This is a genomic window from Candidatus Binatia bacterium (genome assembly GCA_023150935.1).
Lineage (GTDB): Bacteria > Desulfobacterota > Binatia > HRBIN30 > HRBIN30 > JAKLJW01.
In genome coordinates this window covers 1-16,571 of the sequence record JAKLJW010000031.1, presented here as the reverse complement: position 1 = coordinate 16,571, position 16,571 = coordinate 1, and the positions used below count along the sequence as shown (strand labels likewise).

The window sequence follows — 16,571 nt, the reverse complement described above, 5'->3', positions numbered from 1 at the left end:
TCCGATCAATCCGTGCGGAATCCCTTGCGGTCCGTGCAAAGCCGCCGGATGCCCTCTGCGAAGCTCAGCGGGGAAAACCCGAAGTCCGCCTGGGCCCGGGAGATGTCGCATTCGTTCATCTGGACGATGCCGATGATGTTTTCGACCGTAAGCGGGGGGTTCCTGGAGATCAGCGCCATGGCTCTCGCCAGCGCGAAGCAAACGGGGACCGGAATGCCAATCTTCGGCCGTTTCTTGCCGACCACCTCGCCGACGCCGTCGATGAAGCGCGCGAAGCTCACCCCATCGAGTCCCCCGAGGTCGTAGGTTCGACCGACCGTGTTGTCGGACCCGAGGCAACGCAGGATCGCCGTCGCGACGTCGTCGACGTGCACGGGCCGGAACCTCTGTTGCCCGCTGCCGACGAGCGGGATGACCGGGAATCGGGCAACGTGCTGGGCGATCTTCGCGAACAAGCCCCGTGCCCCCGGTCCGTATATCGTGCTCGGCCGCAGGATGGTGAAGCGTAGGCCCGAGGCTTCGACGAGCCGCTCTGCCGCGAGCTTCGTCATCCCGTAAGCACCGGTGTTGCGTTCGTTGGCCGAAAGACTGCTGACGAACACGAACCTCTCCACCCCACCCTGGCGGCATGCGGACAGGAGATTCCGCGTGCCGATGACGTTGGCGCGTTCGCTCCGTGCGAAATCGGCGGCCATCTCCGACGTTGTGCCGGCGCAGTGCACAACGGCGTCGACGTTCGACACGGCGGCCACCAGCGAAGGCGGGTCCGTCACGTCGCCGATCGTCATGCTCGCGTCCACGCCGCGCAGGAGAGCGCGATCGCTGGAGGGCCGAATCAGGCAGCGCACGGTGTGGCCGAGCGCGGCGGCGGTACGCGCCACGTGCGAGCCGAGGAACCCCGATGCTCCGGTGACGAGAACGATCATTGGCGGATCGCCGCGCGCACCCGCGGCAGGCTCGCGGACCGCGCCTCCAATGCCATCTGCACCGCCGCCCAGGCTTCGTCGACGGAAATCGACTTCATGCACACGTTGTTGCGGCAGGAGCTGTTGTCCTTCGAGTAGTACGCGTTCAGGCACGGACTGCACGGTACGTTCTTGTAAAGCACGGTGTCGGCAGTACCGCGCGGCCCGTAGAGGCTCGGCGTTTCGGGTCCGAAGAAAGATACGGTCGGCACACCCACGGCCGCCGCCAGGTGCAGCGGACCGCCGTCGTTCCCGATGAAAAGCTGCGACCGCTGCAACAGGAGCACGAGCTGTTCGACCTCGAGCAGACCGCAGAGGTTCGTTACGCGAGGGTTCGGGGGTATCAGAGCGGCCACCTCGTCGACGTACGGCGCCTCGTCGGCCGCTCCGATGAGCACGATGCGATGATCCGGGTAGTGCGTGGCGATGCGACGAATCAGCTCTCCGTACGACGCCAGCGGCCACCGCCGTTTGTAGTCGAGGGGACCGGCGTTGACGCTGACACAAATCGGCAGGTCGGCCGGTGCGACTTTATGCTCGGCCAGAACCCTGTCCAATGCGGTGCGCAAAGCCGGCGAGTCCGGAACCGGCTTTGCGAGGGCGAGGTCGTCGGTGTCGGCCCCGAGCGCCTGCAGTGCCTTGAGGAAGATCTCCGTCACGTGACGCGAGTGGTCGAACGACACCCGTTTGGTGTAGAAGCGCTCGCGCCAGAACTTCGGCGTATGAAAGCCGACGGTGAGCGCCGCTCCCGACAGTGCGGTGACGATCGACGTGAAGTTCGAGAAGAACTCCATGTCGATCACCGTGTCGAAGCGCTCGCGTCGGAGAAGACGCACGAGGCCGATGAAGCTCCTCACGAACGCAGCCACGCTGCCGGCGTCGTACGGGTGCACGCGATCGATAGCCTGGATCATCCTGCAAATCGCTTCGTTCTGCGCGAAGGTCAGGAAGGTAACGCGGCAATCGGGATAGGACTTCTTCAGGGCCCGCAGTGCCGGGGTCGCCATGACGATGCTGCCCATGCCCCAGAACTTGATGACAAGAACCTTGCGGATCGGTGTGCCCGCCGCCCGATGCCGTGCCGGCCGCCATCGCTCCGCGCAGGAGCGCAGGAGACCCAGAGCGAGACAGAGCGGCGGCCCGAGGTGCTGATCGATGCGCCGCATGATGCGGGTCGACCGAGGCGATACTGCGCGGGTCATGAGGCGCGCCAATGGGCCAACGGCCGGGGTCTATCGAGGGCGGGAATCACGACGGTTCCGTCTCCGCCGCTGAGGGCGAGACGCATGGCCAGTTGCCGCCGGCGACGATGCGCCATCGCCATGGTCAATCGCGTCGAGGTGTCGCCGGTCGCGAGGGCCATGGCAAGCCGGACCGCGCGGCGCGGCCGGAGCGCCAGACTCAGCGCGTAGAAGAACGCCATGGCCGTCAGGTTCAGTCGAGACAACGCCCGCGAACCGGCGATTTCGGCGTACGACACGCTGTGCACAGGATCGTTGAAAGCCAACAGGGAGCGGAAGTACGCGGCGTCCAGTTGCACCTGGCCGCTCGCAAGCAGAGACGAAAACATCTCCGAGCCGGGGTACGGCGAGAAGGGAAAGACGTTCACGTCGTCGACCCCGGCCACGGCGAGGCGGAAGAGAAAGCGGAAGCTGGCGAAAACGTCGCCCCAGGTCCAACCGGGAAACCCGAATACCAGGCTGGTCTTGATCGCGAGCCCGGCGCGCCGGGCGTTGCGGATCGACTGCATCATCCGGTCCGGATCGATGCGCTTGTTGATACGGGCGAGCTCCGGGCGGGAACCGCTTTCCGGAGCATAGGTGACGATGCGGCACCCCGAAGCGTGCAGGAGATTCGCGACCTCCGCGTCGATGGCCTCGCTCCTCGTGCCGGACGGGAGTTGCCAGGTGATGTCGAGCCGCTCGGCAATCAGCAGACGGCAGAAGTCGACGATCCAGCGTTTGTTGACTATTGCGGTCAGGTCGTAAAAGTCGAAATTGGTAATCCCGTAACGGCGGATGTAGTCCTTCATCTCCGCCACTACCGCCGACGGCCGGCGCGCCGTCCATCGCGTTGTCCACATCGACGGGCTCGAACAGAAGGTGCAGCGATAAGGACAACCGCGGCTGGCAAGAATGGGCATGCAGCGTCCGAGGTTGGCGCCGTGAGTGAGGGCGTTGTCGATGTAGGTCTCGATCGGGAAGAGAGTCCAGTCCGGCGGTGCAATGTCGTCGACCGCCCGGATACGGTCGCGCGGCGGGGTTTTCAGGATGCGGTCCCCTGCGGGCGCGCGGTAGACGATGCCACGCACGCCGGCAATATCCCGCCCCTCGGCGTGGGCGGCAAGGAGATCGACGACGGTTTCCTCGCCTTCCCCCAGCACGCCGGCGTCAATCGCCGGGCAGTCCGTGAGGGTGAACTCGGGGCACGCGGTGACGTGCTCGCCGCCGACGACGATGAAGGCTGCGGGCACGGCGTTGCGGATCGCAGCGATCAGGGTGGCGGTGAGGGGCCATTCGACGGAAAACATGCAGGCGACGCCGACGACGTCGGCCTGCCGATCGATGCGCTCGACGATCTCCTCGGGGCGCAAGCCGTGCGACAGGGCGTGTTCGTGCCAACGCACACGGCTGTACTGGTGTACCGCCTCGCCGACGGCATCGACGACGCTTACCTCGTGGCCGGCGCGGCGCAATGCCCCGGCGATGTAAGCCAGACCGAGCGGCGGCACGGCATCCTGCCCCAGGCCGCTGGCGCTGGTCAGTGTCGGAGGCCTGACCAGGCAGATGCGCAAACGCCGCGCGGTCGACGCCCGATCCATGGGCCCGCTCGCCTCGCCGGTCGGCGGTCCTGCTGCCATCGGAGCGGTTACTTGCGGCGTCATTGCCCGAAGCGCAGCCCGTCGAGCAGGTGCTCGTTGGCCTGCGTTACCTCCACGATGTTCGGCCGCCATACCCAGGGGAGATCGCCGGGCAAAGCGGCGACGAACTCCAGCTCCAATAGGCCGGTCGCCGCCAGCCGGTCTGGCAGTCGGATCTCCGGCCCGGGCAGAGGGCCCTCGAAGTCCACGCCGGAGACGCCCACTATGCGCCAGCTTGCCGGCCACTCGTTGCTCGTGCGGACGATGTGCGGAACTCCACGTCCGGGGGTCCGAACGGGAACTTCGTAGCGCACGGTCGAGAAGCCCGGCAGTCGATCCGGTAGCCGAGCGCCAGGCACGGTGAACGGCTCGCCGAACTCGACATAGGGCCAGTTGTGAAGGAGGGGCCGATTTATGCGTGGCCCGGCACAGACATACGCCGTCGGCCGTTCGTGATCGACCACCCACTCGCATCGGCGCATGCGCAGCCAGTCCAAATAGCTGCGTTCGGCCTTGACCGCGATTGCGGAGGTGGTGTCATCGACGGGTACGGCGGCGACGATCCCCTCGGTCCGGGCGATGGCAGTGTTCGGCACCTTCAGGAGCAGGAGGGAAGACCCGTCGCCGGACCGGAGTGCCGATGCGGGTTCGCGGAAGAGGTCCGGGTCGCGCTCCGCGAGCAGCGACATCAGTTCGTCGACGGCCGGGCCGTGGAGCGAGGCGAGCAGACCGACGTAGGTGTGGCCGCCGCCATATAACTTCGCCACCACGCGCTCCGCTTCCGCCATCGTGAAGGACTGCGGCGCGCCGCGTTTGGCTAATGCGACGCGGTCGGTGGCGGCCAGTGCGATCGCGCAAAGACAGATCGCGATCGGCGCCCACAGGAACCGCGCCGGGCTCGCGCCGCGACCGCGGCGAACGAGAGCGACGATCGTGCCGGCGGCATACATCGTCACCACTGCCAGCACGGCGACCTGGAGTACCTTCATTGCGTGTGGCGCCGCGGGCAGCAGCACGAGGGCTGCGCTCTCCAGAGCCGCGACGGCAATGGTTGCCGGGACGCCGAGCGCGCCCATGCGGGCGGCGATCAGGCACAAGAACGGGACACTTGCGGGCAGGAAGTAACGCGGGGCTGGGAATGCTTCCATGAGCAGCAGGCAGGTGACGAACATCGTCACGGTGGCGTAGACGAGGGCAGCCGTCATAACGGTGTGCACTCGATCGGTTACCGCTGTGTCGGCGGAGAACACGCTCCGGGGAAGGAAGCGTGCCGCGAGCGCTATGACACCGCCACTGAGTGCGAGGCCGACGGCGAAGCGGGCCGTCGGGACCTGTCGCGCGATCTCTATAGCGGCGTCGGTTGACTCCACGCTGAACGGGATTGCGAAGGCCAAACCGCATGCCGCCACGGCAAGCAAGGGCCGCCGGCAGGCGAGGGCGGGCAGCAAGAGATGGAACGGCACCATGACAATAGAGCCCAGCTCGGCACTGACGGCCGCCGCCAGAGCGACCGACGCAATTGCGCCAAACACGATAGCTCGAAATTCCACCAGCAGCGCCATGCCGGCGAAGTACACCACCCACGGCAACGGCAGCAGGTTGGTGTAAGTGAAGTTCGTGATGTCGGTTCCGACCAGGACGACCGGGAAGTACAGGCCGAGCCCCAGGGCGGCTCCGCGCAGCCCCGCGTAGCGCTGAAGGAAGAAAAAAGCGAACGGAATGGAAAGCAGCCACGAACCCAGGATTATGTCCTGAACTGGTGTCTGGTCGCCTCCAGCCCGCAGGGAGTAGGACAGTAGCCGGTTCCACACGGCACCATGGAAGAGCGGCAGCGCGCCGGTGCGGCCGCCGAGCGAGGGGCAATCGTTCAGCTCGACGCAGCGCCGCGCCTGCGCAAGATACTCGGAGAACGGCGATTGTCGCGCGATGGACGTCACCGCGGCAACGGCGGTCAGCGCGCCCAGCCCTGACGCCAGAGCGATCCAAGAAAGACGCGTACGTCGAGCCGCGCGCCCGTCCGAAACCAGCGAGTCACGTGCCGCGGTGCGCACTGCTTCCCCAATAGGCGACCCCGCAGGTCAATTCAATTAAAGAATCCGGACCCCGCCGGGGCCGGCGCCGGTCCTACGGCCACGCGTAGGTCGCCAGCACCACCTCCGCTCCCGTGTGACCCGATTGGAGCGGGTTGTTGTATGGGCGCGACCAGAATCGGTACTCGCCGAGGAGCCGGTGTCCGTCGACGAATGACGTGCACCGATCGGCGAAGGTCAGATTGCAGTCGCCACCGTAGTACAGACGGACACACGACGCCCCACCGGCGTACCGTCTCACGATTTCCTCGACGAGCATGTCCCCTTCCGGCACTACCACCGGTTGAGGGATCGGCTTGCCGAAGACGACATGAGCGTATCGTGTTTCAACCTTGGGGTCGCCGCGGTGGTCCTCGATCACGCGACCGATGAACACGCAGTCCGGGTTGTTCTCGGTCAAGGACATGAGGTGGCGGACCTCACGCTGATTGTCCAGATCGAGCAGGATCTGGGCGAACCCACCGCCGGGATCGTATTCGGGACGAGTGTAGAAGGCCACGATGCCCGGCAGGGGAAGCGTGAACCATGCCATCAGGTAGCCGACGCGGACTACGCGGCGCCATGTCGGTTGCCAGTACCGGTTTACGATCGTGTCGAGTTCACGTTTGCCGAACAGCCCCAGAAGGAAGATGGCCGGCATGACGTAGCTCAAGTAGCGTCCCATTTCGTAGTAATGGTACTCGCCGGCAAAGTACATCCGCACCAGGATCAGCAGCGACAGGGCGAGTCCGGCGAAGTTCCGGAACTGCAACGTGGCGCGGACGAACCCGAAGGCGGTGGCCACGCTGGCACCGATCGGCAACGCCAGCATGGGGAGATAGAAGAAGAGTGCCAGAATCGACGGGTTGAAGGGGTAGAGCGCACTCGTTTCCGAGCGGCCCGCCAGTCCCCACGGCAGACCGCCGATGGCGAACCATACTCCTGCCAGGCTCAGCAAGATGACAACCGTCGGATGATCGTCGAGGAACGCGATTACCCGCGCGCAACTCTGTCCCAGGCGGTGCCACGCCGCCGACCATGAATCCTCGCCGAGGAAGTAGTATGCCGCTTCGACCGCGAGCGCCACGATACCGAGGATCACCACTTCGGGCCGGGTCAGCGCGGCCAGGATGGTAAGTACCGCAACGAGCCCGTAAGCCGCCGCGCGTGCGCCGCGCGCTTGCGGCAGCGGATCGGTCACTACCGCCCAGGCGATCACGCCGAGGAGGAAATACAGCCCGAGCAGATTTGTCGGCAACTCCGAAAACGCCGCCAGGAACATCGCCGGATTCAACGCGAAGACGAGCGTCCAGGGGAGCATCCATGCGGGCCCTGCGACGTACCCGGCCACGAAGAGAAAAATCGTGGCATTGACCAGCGCCAGCAGCAGATTCAACCACACGACGTTGTGCAGTGTGGGCCAGTGCCATCCTGCCGCTACCGATAGGACGAATACGAAGTTCTCACCCACATGCGCGCCACGCCCATAGAGGTGCATGATGGCCTTCCGACCGAGGCCGTGGTGCAGGATGGTGACCCACTCGGTGGGGATGTCTTCGGCCTGGACGGCGATCAGGTACGTCAGCGTGACTGCCAACACCGTAAGCAGCCCGGCGGTGACGACCGCGCGGCGGCGGCCGTGGCGGCACCAGGCAAACAGCACAATGGCCAACAGCACGATGGCCAGGGCGTGGAGAACGGAGAGCGCGACCGGCCAGGCGGCGCCCACACCGGCGCCGCCGACCGAAAGCCGGTTCACGAGCGCATTCAGGCCCATAGCGTCATCGGGTGGATTGCTGGACAGGGCCGGAGACGGTAATGCCGCGGTCGGTCCGCCGTGGCCGACATCTCAATGGACGGGCGAGGACGGGCACCCCTCCGGGGTGGCTTTCTCGATGAACGCGGCGGATGATGATGGCTGACCTACGCCGGCCGCGCGCTGAGCTCGATACGCGGTCTTTATGGCCGGTCTGCAACTGGCAGGTCAGGGATTTCCCTCGTGGCTCCCGCCTTCGTCGTCATTCCGGCGGCGGGGCCGCGATCCTTTGGCATCGTCGTCCCCAGGCTCACCCGCTTCCTGGGAGTCGTCCTCGCCGGAAGCGCCGCCTTCGGTGAAGATGTCCGACAGGCGTTCCCGCAATCGGCCGCCTTCCCGCCGCCGGTGATCGATCCGCGCCTCGATATTGAGGCTGGCCACGATGTCGGCCATCAATTCGTCGGCGGCAAGCTCGGCGAGCCCGGCAATCCGATTGCCGAAGCGCTCTCTCAAGCGCGCCTTCGCGGCCTCCAAGAGGAGTGCCCGCAAGGCATCCCGGGTGACCGACTCGGCCTCGGCATACAACACCTGAGACATTTCCAACTGAAGAAAGCGCGTGTCGGGACCGTCCCCGCGTTCACCCGCCTCGACCTCGCGCCGTTCCCGATCCCTTCCGGACTCGCAGCAATCGCGGCGTTCGGGACCATCGTCGCACCGGCGGCGATCATGGTCGTCGCAGTGCCGATCGCGTCCGTGTTCATGGTCATGGTCGTGGCCGTGCCCATGACCGTGACCATGGCAGTGACCGTAGTCGTCTTCGCAACCGCCGTGTCCTCTGCCCCTGCGATTGTGCATGCCGGTGACCTCCTGGCCGTCTCGGAGATAGCAGATCCGCGCACTGCGCCGCTAGCGCTTGAATGCCCTTCGGCATTTCGGATATCGGCAAGGCACCACCGGCATCGTTATATGGACCAACAGCGGGAATACATCTTCTGCCCTCTGTGCGGCGGCACAAGCCATCGGTTGATCTACGATCTGAGGTCCATGGATGCCGCGGGCGCGGTGCCGGGATGCGTCATGCGTTGCAGCTTCTGTTCGATGTGGTTCAAGGTCCTTGCCCCCGGCGTCGAGATCCCGACGGAGTACCCGGGCGAATCGGGCGACGACGAGTTCGCGCGAAACTATCTCCTCGGCGACGCGGCGCGAGCCTTGTTTCGCGGGCTGCTGACTCACTTGCGGCCGCGCCCGGACGGCTACCGTCGCCGACTCCTGGACATAGGCAGCGGGCAGGGGGCGCTGCCGGAAGAGGCCGCACGATTGGGTTTCGAGGCCGAGGGCATCGATCATGCGCCGTCCAACGTCCGCCTTGCCCGAGCCCGTGGAATCAACGTGACTCAGGCGACCGCCGAAGATCTCGCCGCCGACCGGGAATTCGACGTCGTTGCAATGGTCGACAGTATCGAGCATCTGCGCGACCCCCTGCGCGTGCTGCGCGCCGTTCATCGGGGGCTCAAGCCCGGCGGAGAACTCATCGTGTATACGCCGAACCACCGGGCGGCCGTGGTCTTGCTCGCACGACTGCTGTATGCGGGCGGCATTCGTCATCCCGTCGAACAGATCTTTGGCCGCAATCATCTGTGCTTCTTCGACGACCGTTCGCTGCCTTCGATGCTGCGCCGAGCGGGATTCGAACTGACGTCGCTGCGGTTACTCCCGTATGACCCGGCTCGTCCGGGGCAGGAGGTGTCGGGGGCAGCTCTTGCTGTCGTGCGCCTGGTGGAGACGCTCGGGCGGCCGCTCGGGAGGGTCTTCCGGATGATTGCCTATGCGGACAAGCCCACCGGCCCGGATTCCAACCGCTGTGGTGCCTGAGCCGGAACGGGCGATCTCGTCAGGGTGCCCCCTTGAGGGCGCGTCCGTCGTTGGCCAGTCGAGGCCGCATGATCGTCCAGCGCTTCAGAATCTCCAGCGTCTCGGTGTCGTTCTCGTTGGCGAGCAACTCGAACAGCCGGCCCGACACCGACATGTACTCCTTGCACTTGAAGGAACGGGGGCGCTGTCCGAAGAGGTCCTGCTCGGTGACGAAGTTGTACAGCGGACACACGCCGCAGAAGGGCTTGTTCCAGCAGTCTGCGCACATCGGCTGAGCATCGAGCAACGAGGCGGCGGCGATGGCGCGCGTCGTCGGGTGGCGCAGCATGGCCGGGACGGTCAGATCCCGGACGTGGCCGAGCTCAAAGAGCGAATCGCCCATGGCATCCACCATACGGGCTTCGTCGCAGGGGAAGACTCGGCCGTCGAAGTTGTACGCCACCTGACCGGTGGTGGCTCCGCAGGGGGATTGTATGTCCACGAAGCCGGGATCGTCGGAGGTCAGGATCTTGGTCAGAAAGATCGAGGCCGTCCGTTCCATGATCTCGACGCCCTGCCGGTTCAGCTCGAGGATGTAGTCGAGGGCCTTATGGTAGAAGTCGAGGTACTCCTCGGCGGTGTAGCCGATCGTCTGCCAGGTGTCGCGCGCGAAGCCGGACGGATTGAGCGGCCGCAGGTGGATGGTCCGCATGCCTCGCGCCACGTACTCGTCGATGACTTCCCGCCACGCGGCGATGGTCTGGCGCGTCGTGGTCATCAATGCGTCGATGTGCCAGAGGCGCGGCTCCCGTCCGAGTTCGATGTAGCGGCGGTTGAAGTAATCGATCCAGCGCACCACTTCGGTGTGTGCGCTGCCGTGCCTCCATTTGCGGTTCATATCGTGGACCCGGGGCGGTCCGTCGAGGCTGGTGCAGACCAGGATGTCGTTGGCGATCAACCACTCTGCGCGTTCCTCGGTCATGTGGGTGAAGTTGCTGACCAGGCTGAAACTCAGCGACTTACCCGCCCGTTCCCCGCGGGCTCTGGCCACTTCGACCACGTGCCGCAACACGTCGTAATTCAGCAGTGGCTCGCCGCCCTGGAACTCGAACGTGATTGCGGGCGAGCTACTCTGCAGCGCCAGGTCGACGACCTTTTCCGCCGTCTCGGGCGTCATATCGACGCCCACGGTGTCGGCGGTCTCCCGCGAAACCTGGCAATATGAACAGGTCTGGTTGCAGCGCAGCGTGAGGATGACGATGTGCAGATGGGGGCCGCGGCTGACGTGGCGGGTGCGCCGGGCCAGTTTCTCCGCGAAGCTGTCCAGGTTCAGGCCGTCGCGCAGGATGCCTTTGCCTTGCAATTCCTCGAAGCGGGGATGTTCCGCCGCGATTCGCCCTGCGAGCAGATCGTCGAATTCGGAGTCGGTCAAGAAGGCCCAGTCGCCGGCGTCGGTGGTCACCAGAACCTTGCCGGCGATTCGGCCCCAGCGGAAGTAACCAAGGCGGTCGTCCGCGATTTGCCGCTGCGGGACCGCGACTATATGCCGGTTCACGGTTAACGCTCCTCTGCCGCTGCCCGGCGCTTGCGGGCAATGGTTTCGTGCAGGACGTGATTGCAGAACGCGTGCGTCAGGGTGTGCAAGTCCGCATCGTCGCCGGTGCCGGAAATGGTTGCCAGGACGGCTTCCGGGGTTGTCGTTAGTGCGATGTCCGCGTGTTCGGCGTAAGCCGCCGCCGCGGCCTCGACGGCTTCGGGCAGGTACAGATAACTATCGAAGCTGACCTGCTCAGCCATCGTTCCGCTCCGGCTCCTTCTTCGGCTCCACCTCCTGGGCCTGTGAGCCGTGCTTTTCCTCCCACGGGACCATGATTTCGAGCGGATCGTCCCCGAGTTCTTCGGATTCGAGTTCGGCAAGCAGTTCGTCGATGGACGGGCTGGCCGTCGAGGTCGCGGCGCGCAGTGCGGCAGCGCTGTAATATTCGCGTATGCGCATGGTCGACTGTGCGAGGCGGGCGCGCAGGGCCTGCGACAACAGTTCGTTGGCGATTTCCCCTGCGAGCGTGTCGAGCTCGGCGGGTGTGGCGGATGTCCTCGGGGTGACCCGCACGTTGATTACGCCGGGCTGTGAGCGCGAAAGGAAGAGAAAACAGCGGTCAACGAACAGATAACAGGCCCCGTAGACCGTCTCGAGAGGATAGACGCTCTCGTCGACGTCGAAGGCGATGTGATCCGGTGCGATGGCGAAACCGAGGCGCGACTCGGACGGGGTTACGGGTGCAGCATCGGTCACAGAAGCCTCCGGTCCCTGGCGCCGACCGGGTCGACGGCAAGCCGAGCGACAGACACGTGTCGCGACAGCATTTCGCACCTCCGTGAAACGTTCGAGATTGATTTGGAGCTACCACAGGGCTCCGAATGAGGCAACGCGAAACCGCCACGTGAGGTGCGTCCAAGCACCTCACGTGGCGGGGGACGGTCGTGTCTATCGAGGCCTTGCAGGCTTCAGTCGTTCTTGTCTTTCCACTTCAAGGTCTCGCCCGCTTTGCTCCCCGGCGGGGAGGTGTAACTGGCCGTCCAGCAGGTACCCGTCGTGCTGTTGATCAGCAGAGCGCGGACCGGGTTCGGAGCCTGCGTGAGCGGCATGAGCGGTACGGTCAGGTTGCTGCCCTTGCCGACGAGCGTGACCTTGCTCTTGCCGGCAACTCCGGACTGGACCAGGAAGTTGGTCATGCCGTCGGGCGTGCCGTCCTTGCGTTTGTACTTGAAGCCGGTCTTGGTCGCCTTCCAGCACGGCTTGCCGTCGGGGCAGATTCCGCCGGCCGGCGCCAGCAGATCCATGATCTTATTGTCGGCGCCGTCGTAGACGCACAGCCGATAGGCGGTAACCGTCAGGGGGTCTCCGAGTTCCGGCAGTGTGGTGGCGGAACCCTTTGACAGTTTCCATCTCAACTTGCTGCGCGTCGGGTCGCCGGTCTTGATCGAAAGGTTCAAGCTCCCCTTGCCGACCTCGCCCGTCTTGCAACCAGGGGGCGGCGTAACCGGGCACACTCCGAGGGGGGTTGAGGTCGGCGTTGGCGTCGCGGTCGGGGTTTCGGTTGCGGTTTCCGTCGGCGTTTCGGTGGGGGTTTCCGTCGGGGTGTCGGTCGGCGTCGGGGTCGGCGTCGGGGTGTCAGTTGGCGTGTAGCTGTACAACGGCGTCGCCGTTTCCGTCGGCGTTTCCGTTGGTGTCGGGGTTTCCGTCGGAGTCTCGGTTATGGTCGGGGTGTCGGTGGGGGTTGCCGTCGGGGTGTCGGTTGGTGTCTCCGTTACGGTCGGGGTTTCCGTCGGGGTGTCGGTCGGGGTCGCCGTCGGGGTTTCGGTCGGCGTCTCCGTGGGGGTACTGGTCGGCGTGGAGGTCGGGGTCGGGGTTGGTATGTACTCGTAGTAGAAGCCCAGGTCGACGTGGCTGACGTCGAGGTCGGTGCCGTCTCTCGTCTTTGTCAGGTCGAACACGATCGGGCACGATCCGCCGGTTGGCGTGCCGGGAGAGACGGCAGCCTGTACCTTAACGGTCATGGAGAAGCCGGTCACGCCGCTGGAGAGCTGGAAGACCAGGTCGATGTCACCGCTGCTGTTATTGGCCGGGTTGCCGCCGGTGGCGACCGCGGTGAGTGTCCCGCCGGTAACCGAGCCCACCGAGAGATCCAGCTTGGTATTGACGGCCTTGGTGCCGCCGATGATCGAGTCCCACACGGTCGTCGTACCGGTGTAGCTGATGGACCCGGTTCCGCTCTTGAACTGGTCGGTGCCGGCCACGGGGCCTGCGGTGCCGACTTCCTTGACGCCGTTTACGAATGCGTCGTTGCGGATACCGAAGTACAGGTTCTGGAACGAACTCGCGTTGAGCCCGCTACAGGTCACGGTCGCCCCCGCGGTCAGGCAGGCGTTGCCGGCCACCGTGCACGTGCCGGTCACGCCGCCCGAGCCGGCATAGTACGGACCGCCGTGCAGCGTCAGCCCCGAAGCGCCGGAGGCGAAACCGAGCAGCCCGAGCGCTGCCACGGTGGCGAGCAGCTTCGTCGTACCCCCGCGGGTGCGACGGCCGATGATGTTCCGTGATTCGGCCGGCGAAGCCGTGTCGTTCGCTGCCGACCTTTTCCCCTGAAGCTGAACTCGCGTCATAACCACGCCTCCGCTAGCGCTGCGGCGCTGCGCTCGACCGAATGTTTTCACCACGATCCGTGCGATCCGTGACTGCCGTGCGATCCGTGACTGCCATGACTGCCGTGGCTGCCATGACTGCCGTGACTGCCGTGGCTGCCGTGCGAGCCGTGGCTGCCATGGGAACCATGGCTGCCGTGGCTGCCATGACTGCCGTGACTGCCGTGCGAGCCGTGGCTGCCGTGACTGCCGTGCGACCCGTGGCTGCCGTGGGACGCATGCGACATGTGCTGAGCCAGCAGCATCTTCTCGTTGTGCGGCTCGGTGCGCAGGGCAGCGGCCGCCTCGGCGGCGTCCAGATTCACGTCCGGATTGACTGCCTGGCGCGCTTCGTCGCGGCTGAGAAACTCCACCGGATTCTTGCGCAGGGAGGGAAGCTCGTTCTTTTTCTGGCCCATGTGTGCTCCTTACGAGGTCCGCCCACCCGCGCTCAGCGCAACTGCCCCGCGGCGGTTGCGAACTGACGTTCCCTCTCGCGCTGCGACAACAGGGCGGTCAGCACCGCGGCGTTGCGCCCGTCGACTTCATTGGCCGCCAGCACATGGGCCAGCTCGGCCACCGCCTGCGCCAGCCCTTCGTCGGTCGGCGTCTCCCCCTGACCGCCATTCATGACCACCAGATCGAGGCACCCGGTAAACACCAGACCCTGCGGCCGGCCGTCGTTGCGGCACAGGTGTACCCGGTGCGTGCGGCCGCGTGCGTTCTGCAAGCTGACCACGAATGCGCCATTGACCACCGGCGTCAGATCGACCACGCGCCAGCCCCGCGCCACCACGGCCCCGCGCTCCAGCGGTCGCAGCAGCTCCCACGGTGGCGGTTCGGGCGGCGGCGCTGCCGCCACCGGTGCGGCGGCCTGCTCGCCCGCAACGGTCTCGGGCCGGGTCGCGGCCTCGTCGCCCGGCAGGGAAAAGAACTCGTCGTTTCCGGGCTCGGAACCGTTCGGTACGGCGCCCCGGCTGCGTGCCAGCGCCACCCCTGCCGTCCCGGCGCCGGCCGCCGCGGCTACCGCCGCCCCGGCGGCAAGTCGACTAACCAGTTCGCGTCGCGAAAGCATTTCGCACCTCCGTGCAACGTTCGAAATTTAGTTGCAGCTACCACAGGGCTCCGGATGAAGAAACCGCAATCGTTTGTGGATGAACCAGCTTCCAGGTTGCACGGGGGAAGCGGTGACCGGCTGCGTTAGGGTGCAGCCGGCGGGAAGGGGGCGAGCGTCGAGCGTCCGTAACCGGGTGGCGGAGCCGTCTTGCGCGGTCAGGTTTGGCGGTTGCACTTGGCACCCCCGAACGCCTCATTCGCTTGTCCGTATCCTCAAGTCACTGTCTTGTACTTACCGTTCTTGAACGGGCATGCGGGTCGCGATTCGCAACCCGCATGCCCGTGGTTCCGGTCGGCTGTCCGCGCCTCGTTTGGCGTCAGTCGTTCTTGTCCTTCCACTTCAGGGTGTCACCCGCATTGCTCCGCGGCGGGGTGCTGTAGCTCGCGGTCCAGCATGCGTTTGTCGTGTTGTTGAGCAACAGTACGCGGACCGGGTTCGGCGCCTGTGCAAGTGGCATGGTCGGCATTGACAGGTTCTCGCCCTTACCCGCGATGCTCACCTTGGTCTTGCCGGCAGCCCCTGACTTCACGGACATTCCGGTAACGCCATCCGGTGAGCCACTGCGCCGCTTGTATCGGAAACCCGTGTTGGAGGCCTTCCAGCAGGGCTTCCCGTCGCAGATGCCGCCGGCCGGTATCTGCATATCCATGATCTTGCTGTCGGTACCATCGTAGACACACAACCGGTACACGGTGGCCGTCAGCGGGTCTCCGAGCTCCGGCATCGTAGCGGCGGAACCCTTCGACAGCTTCCACCTCATCTTACTGCGGGTCGGGTCGCCGGCCTTGACCGACAGGAAGAAGCTTCCCTTGCCGAGTGCGCCCGTCTTGCAGCCGGATGGGGGCGGCACTGCGGGGCAGACACCCATCGGTGTCGGGGTCGGCGTCGGCAAGGCGGTCGGCTCCTCGGTTGGAGTTTCCGTCGGCGTCTCGGTTGACGTCGGCGTGTCCGTGGGAGTGTCGGTCGGCCCACCCGTCGGCGTGTCCGTTGCGGTGGGCACGGCGGTCGGGGTGTCGGTGGGAAGTTCCGTCGGAGTATCGGTGGGGACACTCGTCGGCGTGTCCGTCGGGAGAGCGGTCGGCGTATCCGTCGGGATAGTGGTCGGCGTATCCGTCGGGACCTCCGTCGGCGTATCCGTTGCGGTGGGTACGGCGGTCGGGGTGTCGGTGGGAAGTGCCGTCGGGGTGTCGGTGGGGATAGCGGTCGGCGTATCCGTCGGCACGGCCGTCGGCGTGTCAGTCGGGATGGCCGTCGGCGTATCCGTCGGGATAGCGGTAGGCGTATCCGTCGGGATAGCGGTAGGCGTATCCGTCGGGATAGCGGTAGGCGTGTCCGTCGGGACCTCCGTCGGCGTATCCGTTGCGGTGGGCACGGCAGTCGGGGTGTCGGTGGGAAGTGCCGTCGGAGTATCGGTGGGGACACTCGTCGGCGTGTCAGTCGGGATGGCCGTCGGCGTATCCGTCGGCACGGCCGTCGGCGTGTCAGTCGGGATGGCCGTCGGCGTATCGGTTGGCGGAACTGGCGTGACGGTCGGCGTCCGGGTCGGTGTCGAGGTCAGTGTGGGTGTGGGTATACTCTCGTAGTAGAAGCCCAGGTCGACGTGGCTGACGTCGCGATCGGTTACATCTCGCGTCTTGGTGGGATCGAAGACGGTCGGACAAGAACCCGCGCTCGGGGTGCCGGGAGAGACGGCGGCCTGTACCTTAACGGTCATGGAGAAGCCGGTCACGCCGCTGGAGAGCTGGAAGACCAGGTCGATGTCACCGCTGCT

The 16,571-nt window shown here is 65.8% G+C and carries 13 protein-coding genes; 1 reads left to right on the top strand and 12 read right to left on the bottom strand.

Annotation, left to right across the window (positions count from 1 at the left end; all coding sequences use genetic code 11):
- Positions 1-5 precede the first annotated feature (5 nt).
- The 5 genes from L6Q96_16735 to L6Q96_16715 form a co-directional block, all read right to left on the bottom strand.
- Positions 6-926 (bottom strand): NAD-dependent epimerase/dehydratase family protein, encoded by a 921-nt coding sequence (locus L6Q96_16735; protein MCK6556203.1) that lies wholly within the window; start codon positions 924-926, stop codon positions 6-8.
- Positions 923-2,131: a glycosyltransferase family 9 protein gene (locus tag L6Q96_16730; GenBank protein ID MCK6556202.1), complete on the bottom strand. Its 1,209-nt coding sequence runs from the start codon at positions 2,129-2,131 to the stop codon at positions 923-925. Before L6Q96_16730 ends, L6Q96_16735 begins: the two co-directional genes overlap by 4 nt.
- Before the next feature lie 32 nt (positions 2,132-2,163).
- Complete coding sequence (locus L6Q96_16725) at positions 2,164-3,825, bottom strand: B12-binding domain-containing radical SAM protein (protein MCK6556201.1); 1,662 nt, start codon at positions 3,823-3,825, stop codon at positions 2,164-2,166.
- 20 nt (positions 3,826-3,845) lie between these two features.
- Positions 3,846-5,762 (bottom strand): hypothetical protein, encoded by a 1,917-nt coding sequence (locus tag L6Q96_16720; GenBank protein MCK6556200.1) that lies wholly within the window; start codon positions 5,760-5,762, stop codon positions 3,846-3,848.
- Between the two features lie 187 nt (positions 5,763-5,949).
- Positions 5,950-7,671, bottom strand: a complete 1,722-nt coding sequence (locus L6Q96_16715; protein MCK6556199.1) for a hypothetical protein — start codon at positions 7,669-7,671, stop codon at positions 5,950-5,952.
- Positions 7,672-8,748: 1,077 nt separating this feature from the next.
- Between L6Q96_16715 and L6Q96_16710 the strand changes: the two genes are divergently transcribed.
- Complete coding sequence (locus L6Q96_16710; GenBank protein ID MCK6556198.1) at positions 8,749-9,522, top strand: methyltransferase domain-containing protein; 774 nt, start codon at positions 8,749-8,751, stop codon at positions 9,520-9,522.
- 19 nt (positions 9,523-9,541) lie between these two features.
- Here L6Q96_16710 and hxsB read toward each other — a convergent pair whose 3' ends face one another.
- The 7 genes from hxsB to L6Q96_16675 all read right to left on the bottom strand — a co-directional run bounded on the left by hxsB (position 9,542) and on the right by L6Q96_16675 (position 16,514).
- Positions 9,542-11,056: a His-Xaa-Ser system radical SAM maturase HxsB gene (gene hxsB / locus L6Q96_16705; protein MCK6556197.1), complete on the bottom strand. Its 1,515-nt coding sequence runs from the start codon at positions 11,054-11,056 to the stop codon at positions 9,542-9,544.
- A gap of 2 nt (positions 11,057-11,058) precedes the next feature.
- Positions 11,059-11,298: an HxsD-like protein gene (locus L6Q96_16700; GenBank protein MCK6556196.1), complete on the bottom strand. Its 240-nt coding sequence runs from the start codon at positions 11,296-11,298 to the stop codon at positions 11,059-11,061.
- On the bottom strand, positions 11,291-11,794 hold the full coding sequence (locus L6Q96_16695; GenBank protein MCK6556195.1) for a hypothetical protein: 504 nt from the start codon (positions 11,792-11,794) through the stop codon (positions 11,291-11,293). Before L6Q96_16695 ends, L6Q96_16700 begins: the two co-directional genes overlap by 8 nt.
- Before the next feature lie 212 nt (positions 11,795-12,006).
- The gene (locus L6Q96_16690) at positions 12,007-13,665 is read right to left on the bottom strand and encodes a hypothetical protein (protein MCK6556194.1); all 1,659 of its coding nucleotides are present in this window, start codon (positions 13,663-13,665) and stop codon (positions 12,007-12,009) included.
- Between the two features lie 47 nt (positions 13,666-13,712).
- Entirely contained in the window at positions 13,713-14,102 is a 390-nt protein-coding gene (gene hxsA4, locus L6Q96_16685; protein ID MCK6556193.1) for a His-Xaa-Ser repeat protein HxsA4, read from the bottom strand.
- A gap of 32 nt (positions 14,103-14,134) precedes the next feature.
- On the bottom strand, positions 14,135-14,758 hold the full coding sequence (locus tag L6Q96_16680; GenBank protein ID MCK6556192.1) for a hypothetical protein: 624 nt from the start codon (positions 14,756-14,758) through the stop codon (positions 14,135-14,137).
- A gap of 358 nt (positions 14,759-15,116) precedes the next feature.
- Positions 15,117-16,514, bottom strand: coding sequence for a hypothetical protein (locus tag L6Q96_16675; protein MCK6556191.1), 1,398 nt, complete (start codon positions 16,512-16,514; stop codon positions 15,117-15,119).
- Between the last annotated feature and the right edge of the window lie 57 nt (positions 16,515-16,571).

What these genes read in the sequence shown, in the direction of transcription:
- L6Q96_16735 (MCK6556203.1), bottom strand. Translation starts at nt 926, where the DNA reads ATGATCGTTCTCGTCACCGGAGCATCGGGGTTCCTCGGCTCGCACGTG.
- L6Q96_16690 (MCK6556194.1), bottom strand. Translation starts at nt 13,665, where the DNA reads ATGACGCGAGTTCAGCTTCAGGGGAAAAGGTCGGCAGCGAACGACACG.
- L6Q96_16715 (MCK6556199.1), bottom strand. Translation starts at nt 7,671, where the DNA reads ATGGGCCTGAATGCGCTCGTGAACCGGCTTTCGGTCGGCGGCGCCGGT.
- L6Q96_16725 (MCK6556201.1), bottom strand. Translation starts at nt 3,825, where the DNA reads ATGGCAGCAGGACCGCCGACCGGCGAGGCGAGCGGGCCCATGGATCGG.
- L6Q96_16680 (MCK6556192.1), bottom strand. Translation starts at nt 14,758, where the DNA reads ATGCTTTCGCGACGCGAACTGGTTAGTCGACTTGCCGCCGGGGCGGCG.
- L6Q96_16675 (MCK6556191.1), bottom strand. Translation starts at nt 16,514, where the DNA reads ATGACCGTTAAGGTACAGGCCGCCGTCTCTCCCGGCACCCCGAGCGCG.
- L6Q96_16710 (MCK6556198.1), top strand. Translation starts at nt 8,749, where the DNA reads ATGTGGTTCAAGGTCCTTGCCCCCGGCGTCGAGATCCCGACGGAGTAC.
- L6Q96_16730 (MCK6556202.1), bottom strand. Translation starts at nt 2,131, where the DNA reads ATGCGGCGCATCGATCAGCACCTCGGGCCGCCGCTCTGTCTCGCTCTG.
- hxsA4 (MCK6556193.1), bottom strand. Translation starts at nt 14,102, where the DNA reads ATGGGCCAGAAAAAGAACGAGCTTCCCTCCCTGCGCAAGAATCCGGTG.
- L6Q96_16700 (MCK6556196.1), bottom strand. Translation starts at nt 11,298, where the DNA reads ATGGCTGAGCAGGTCAGCTTCGATAGTTATCTGTACCTGCCCGAAGCC.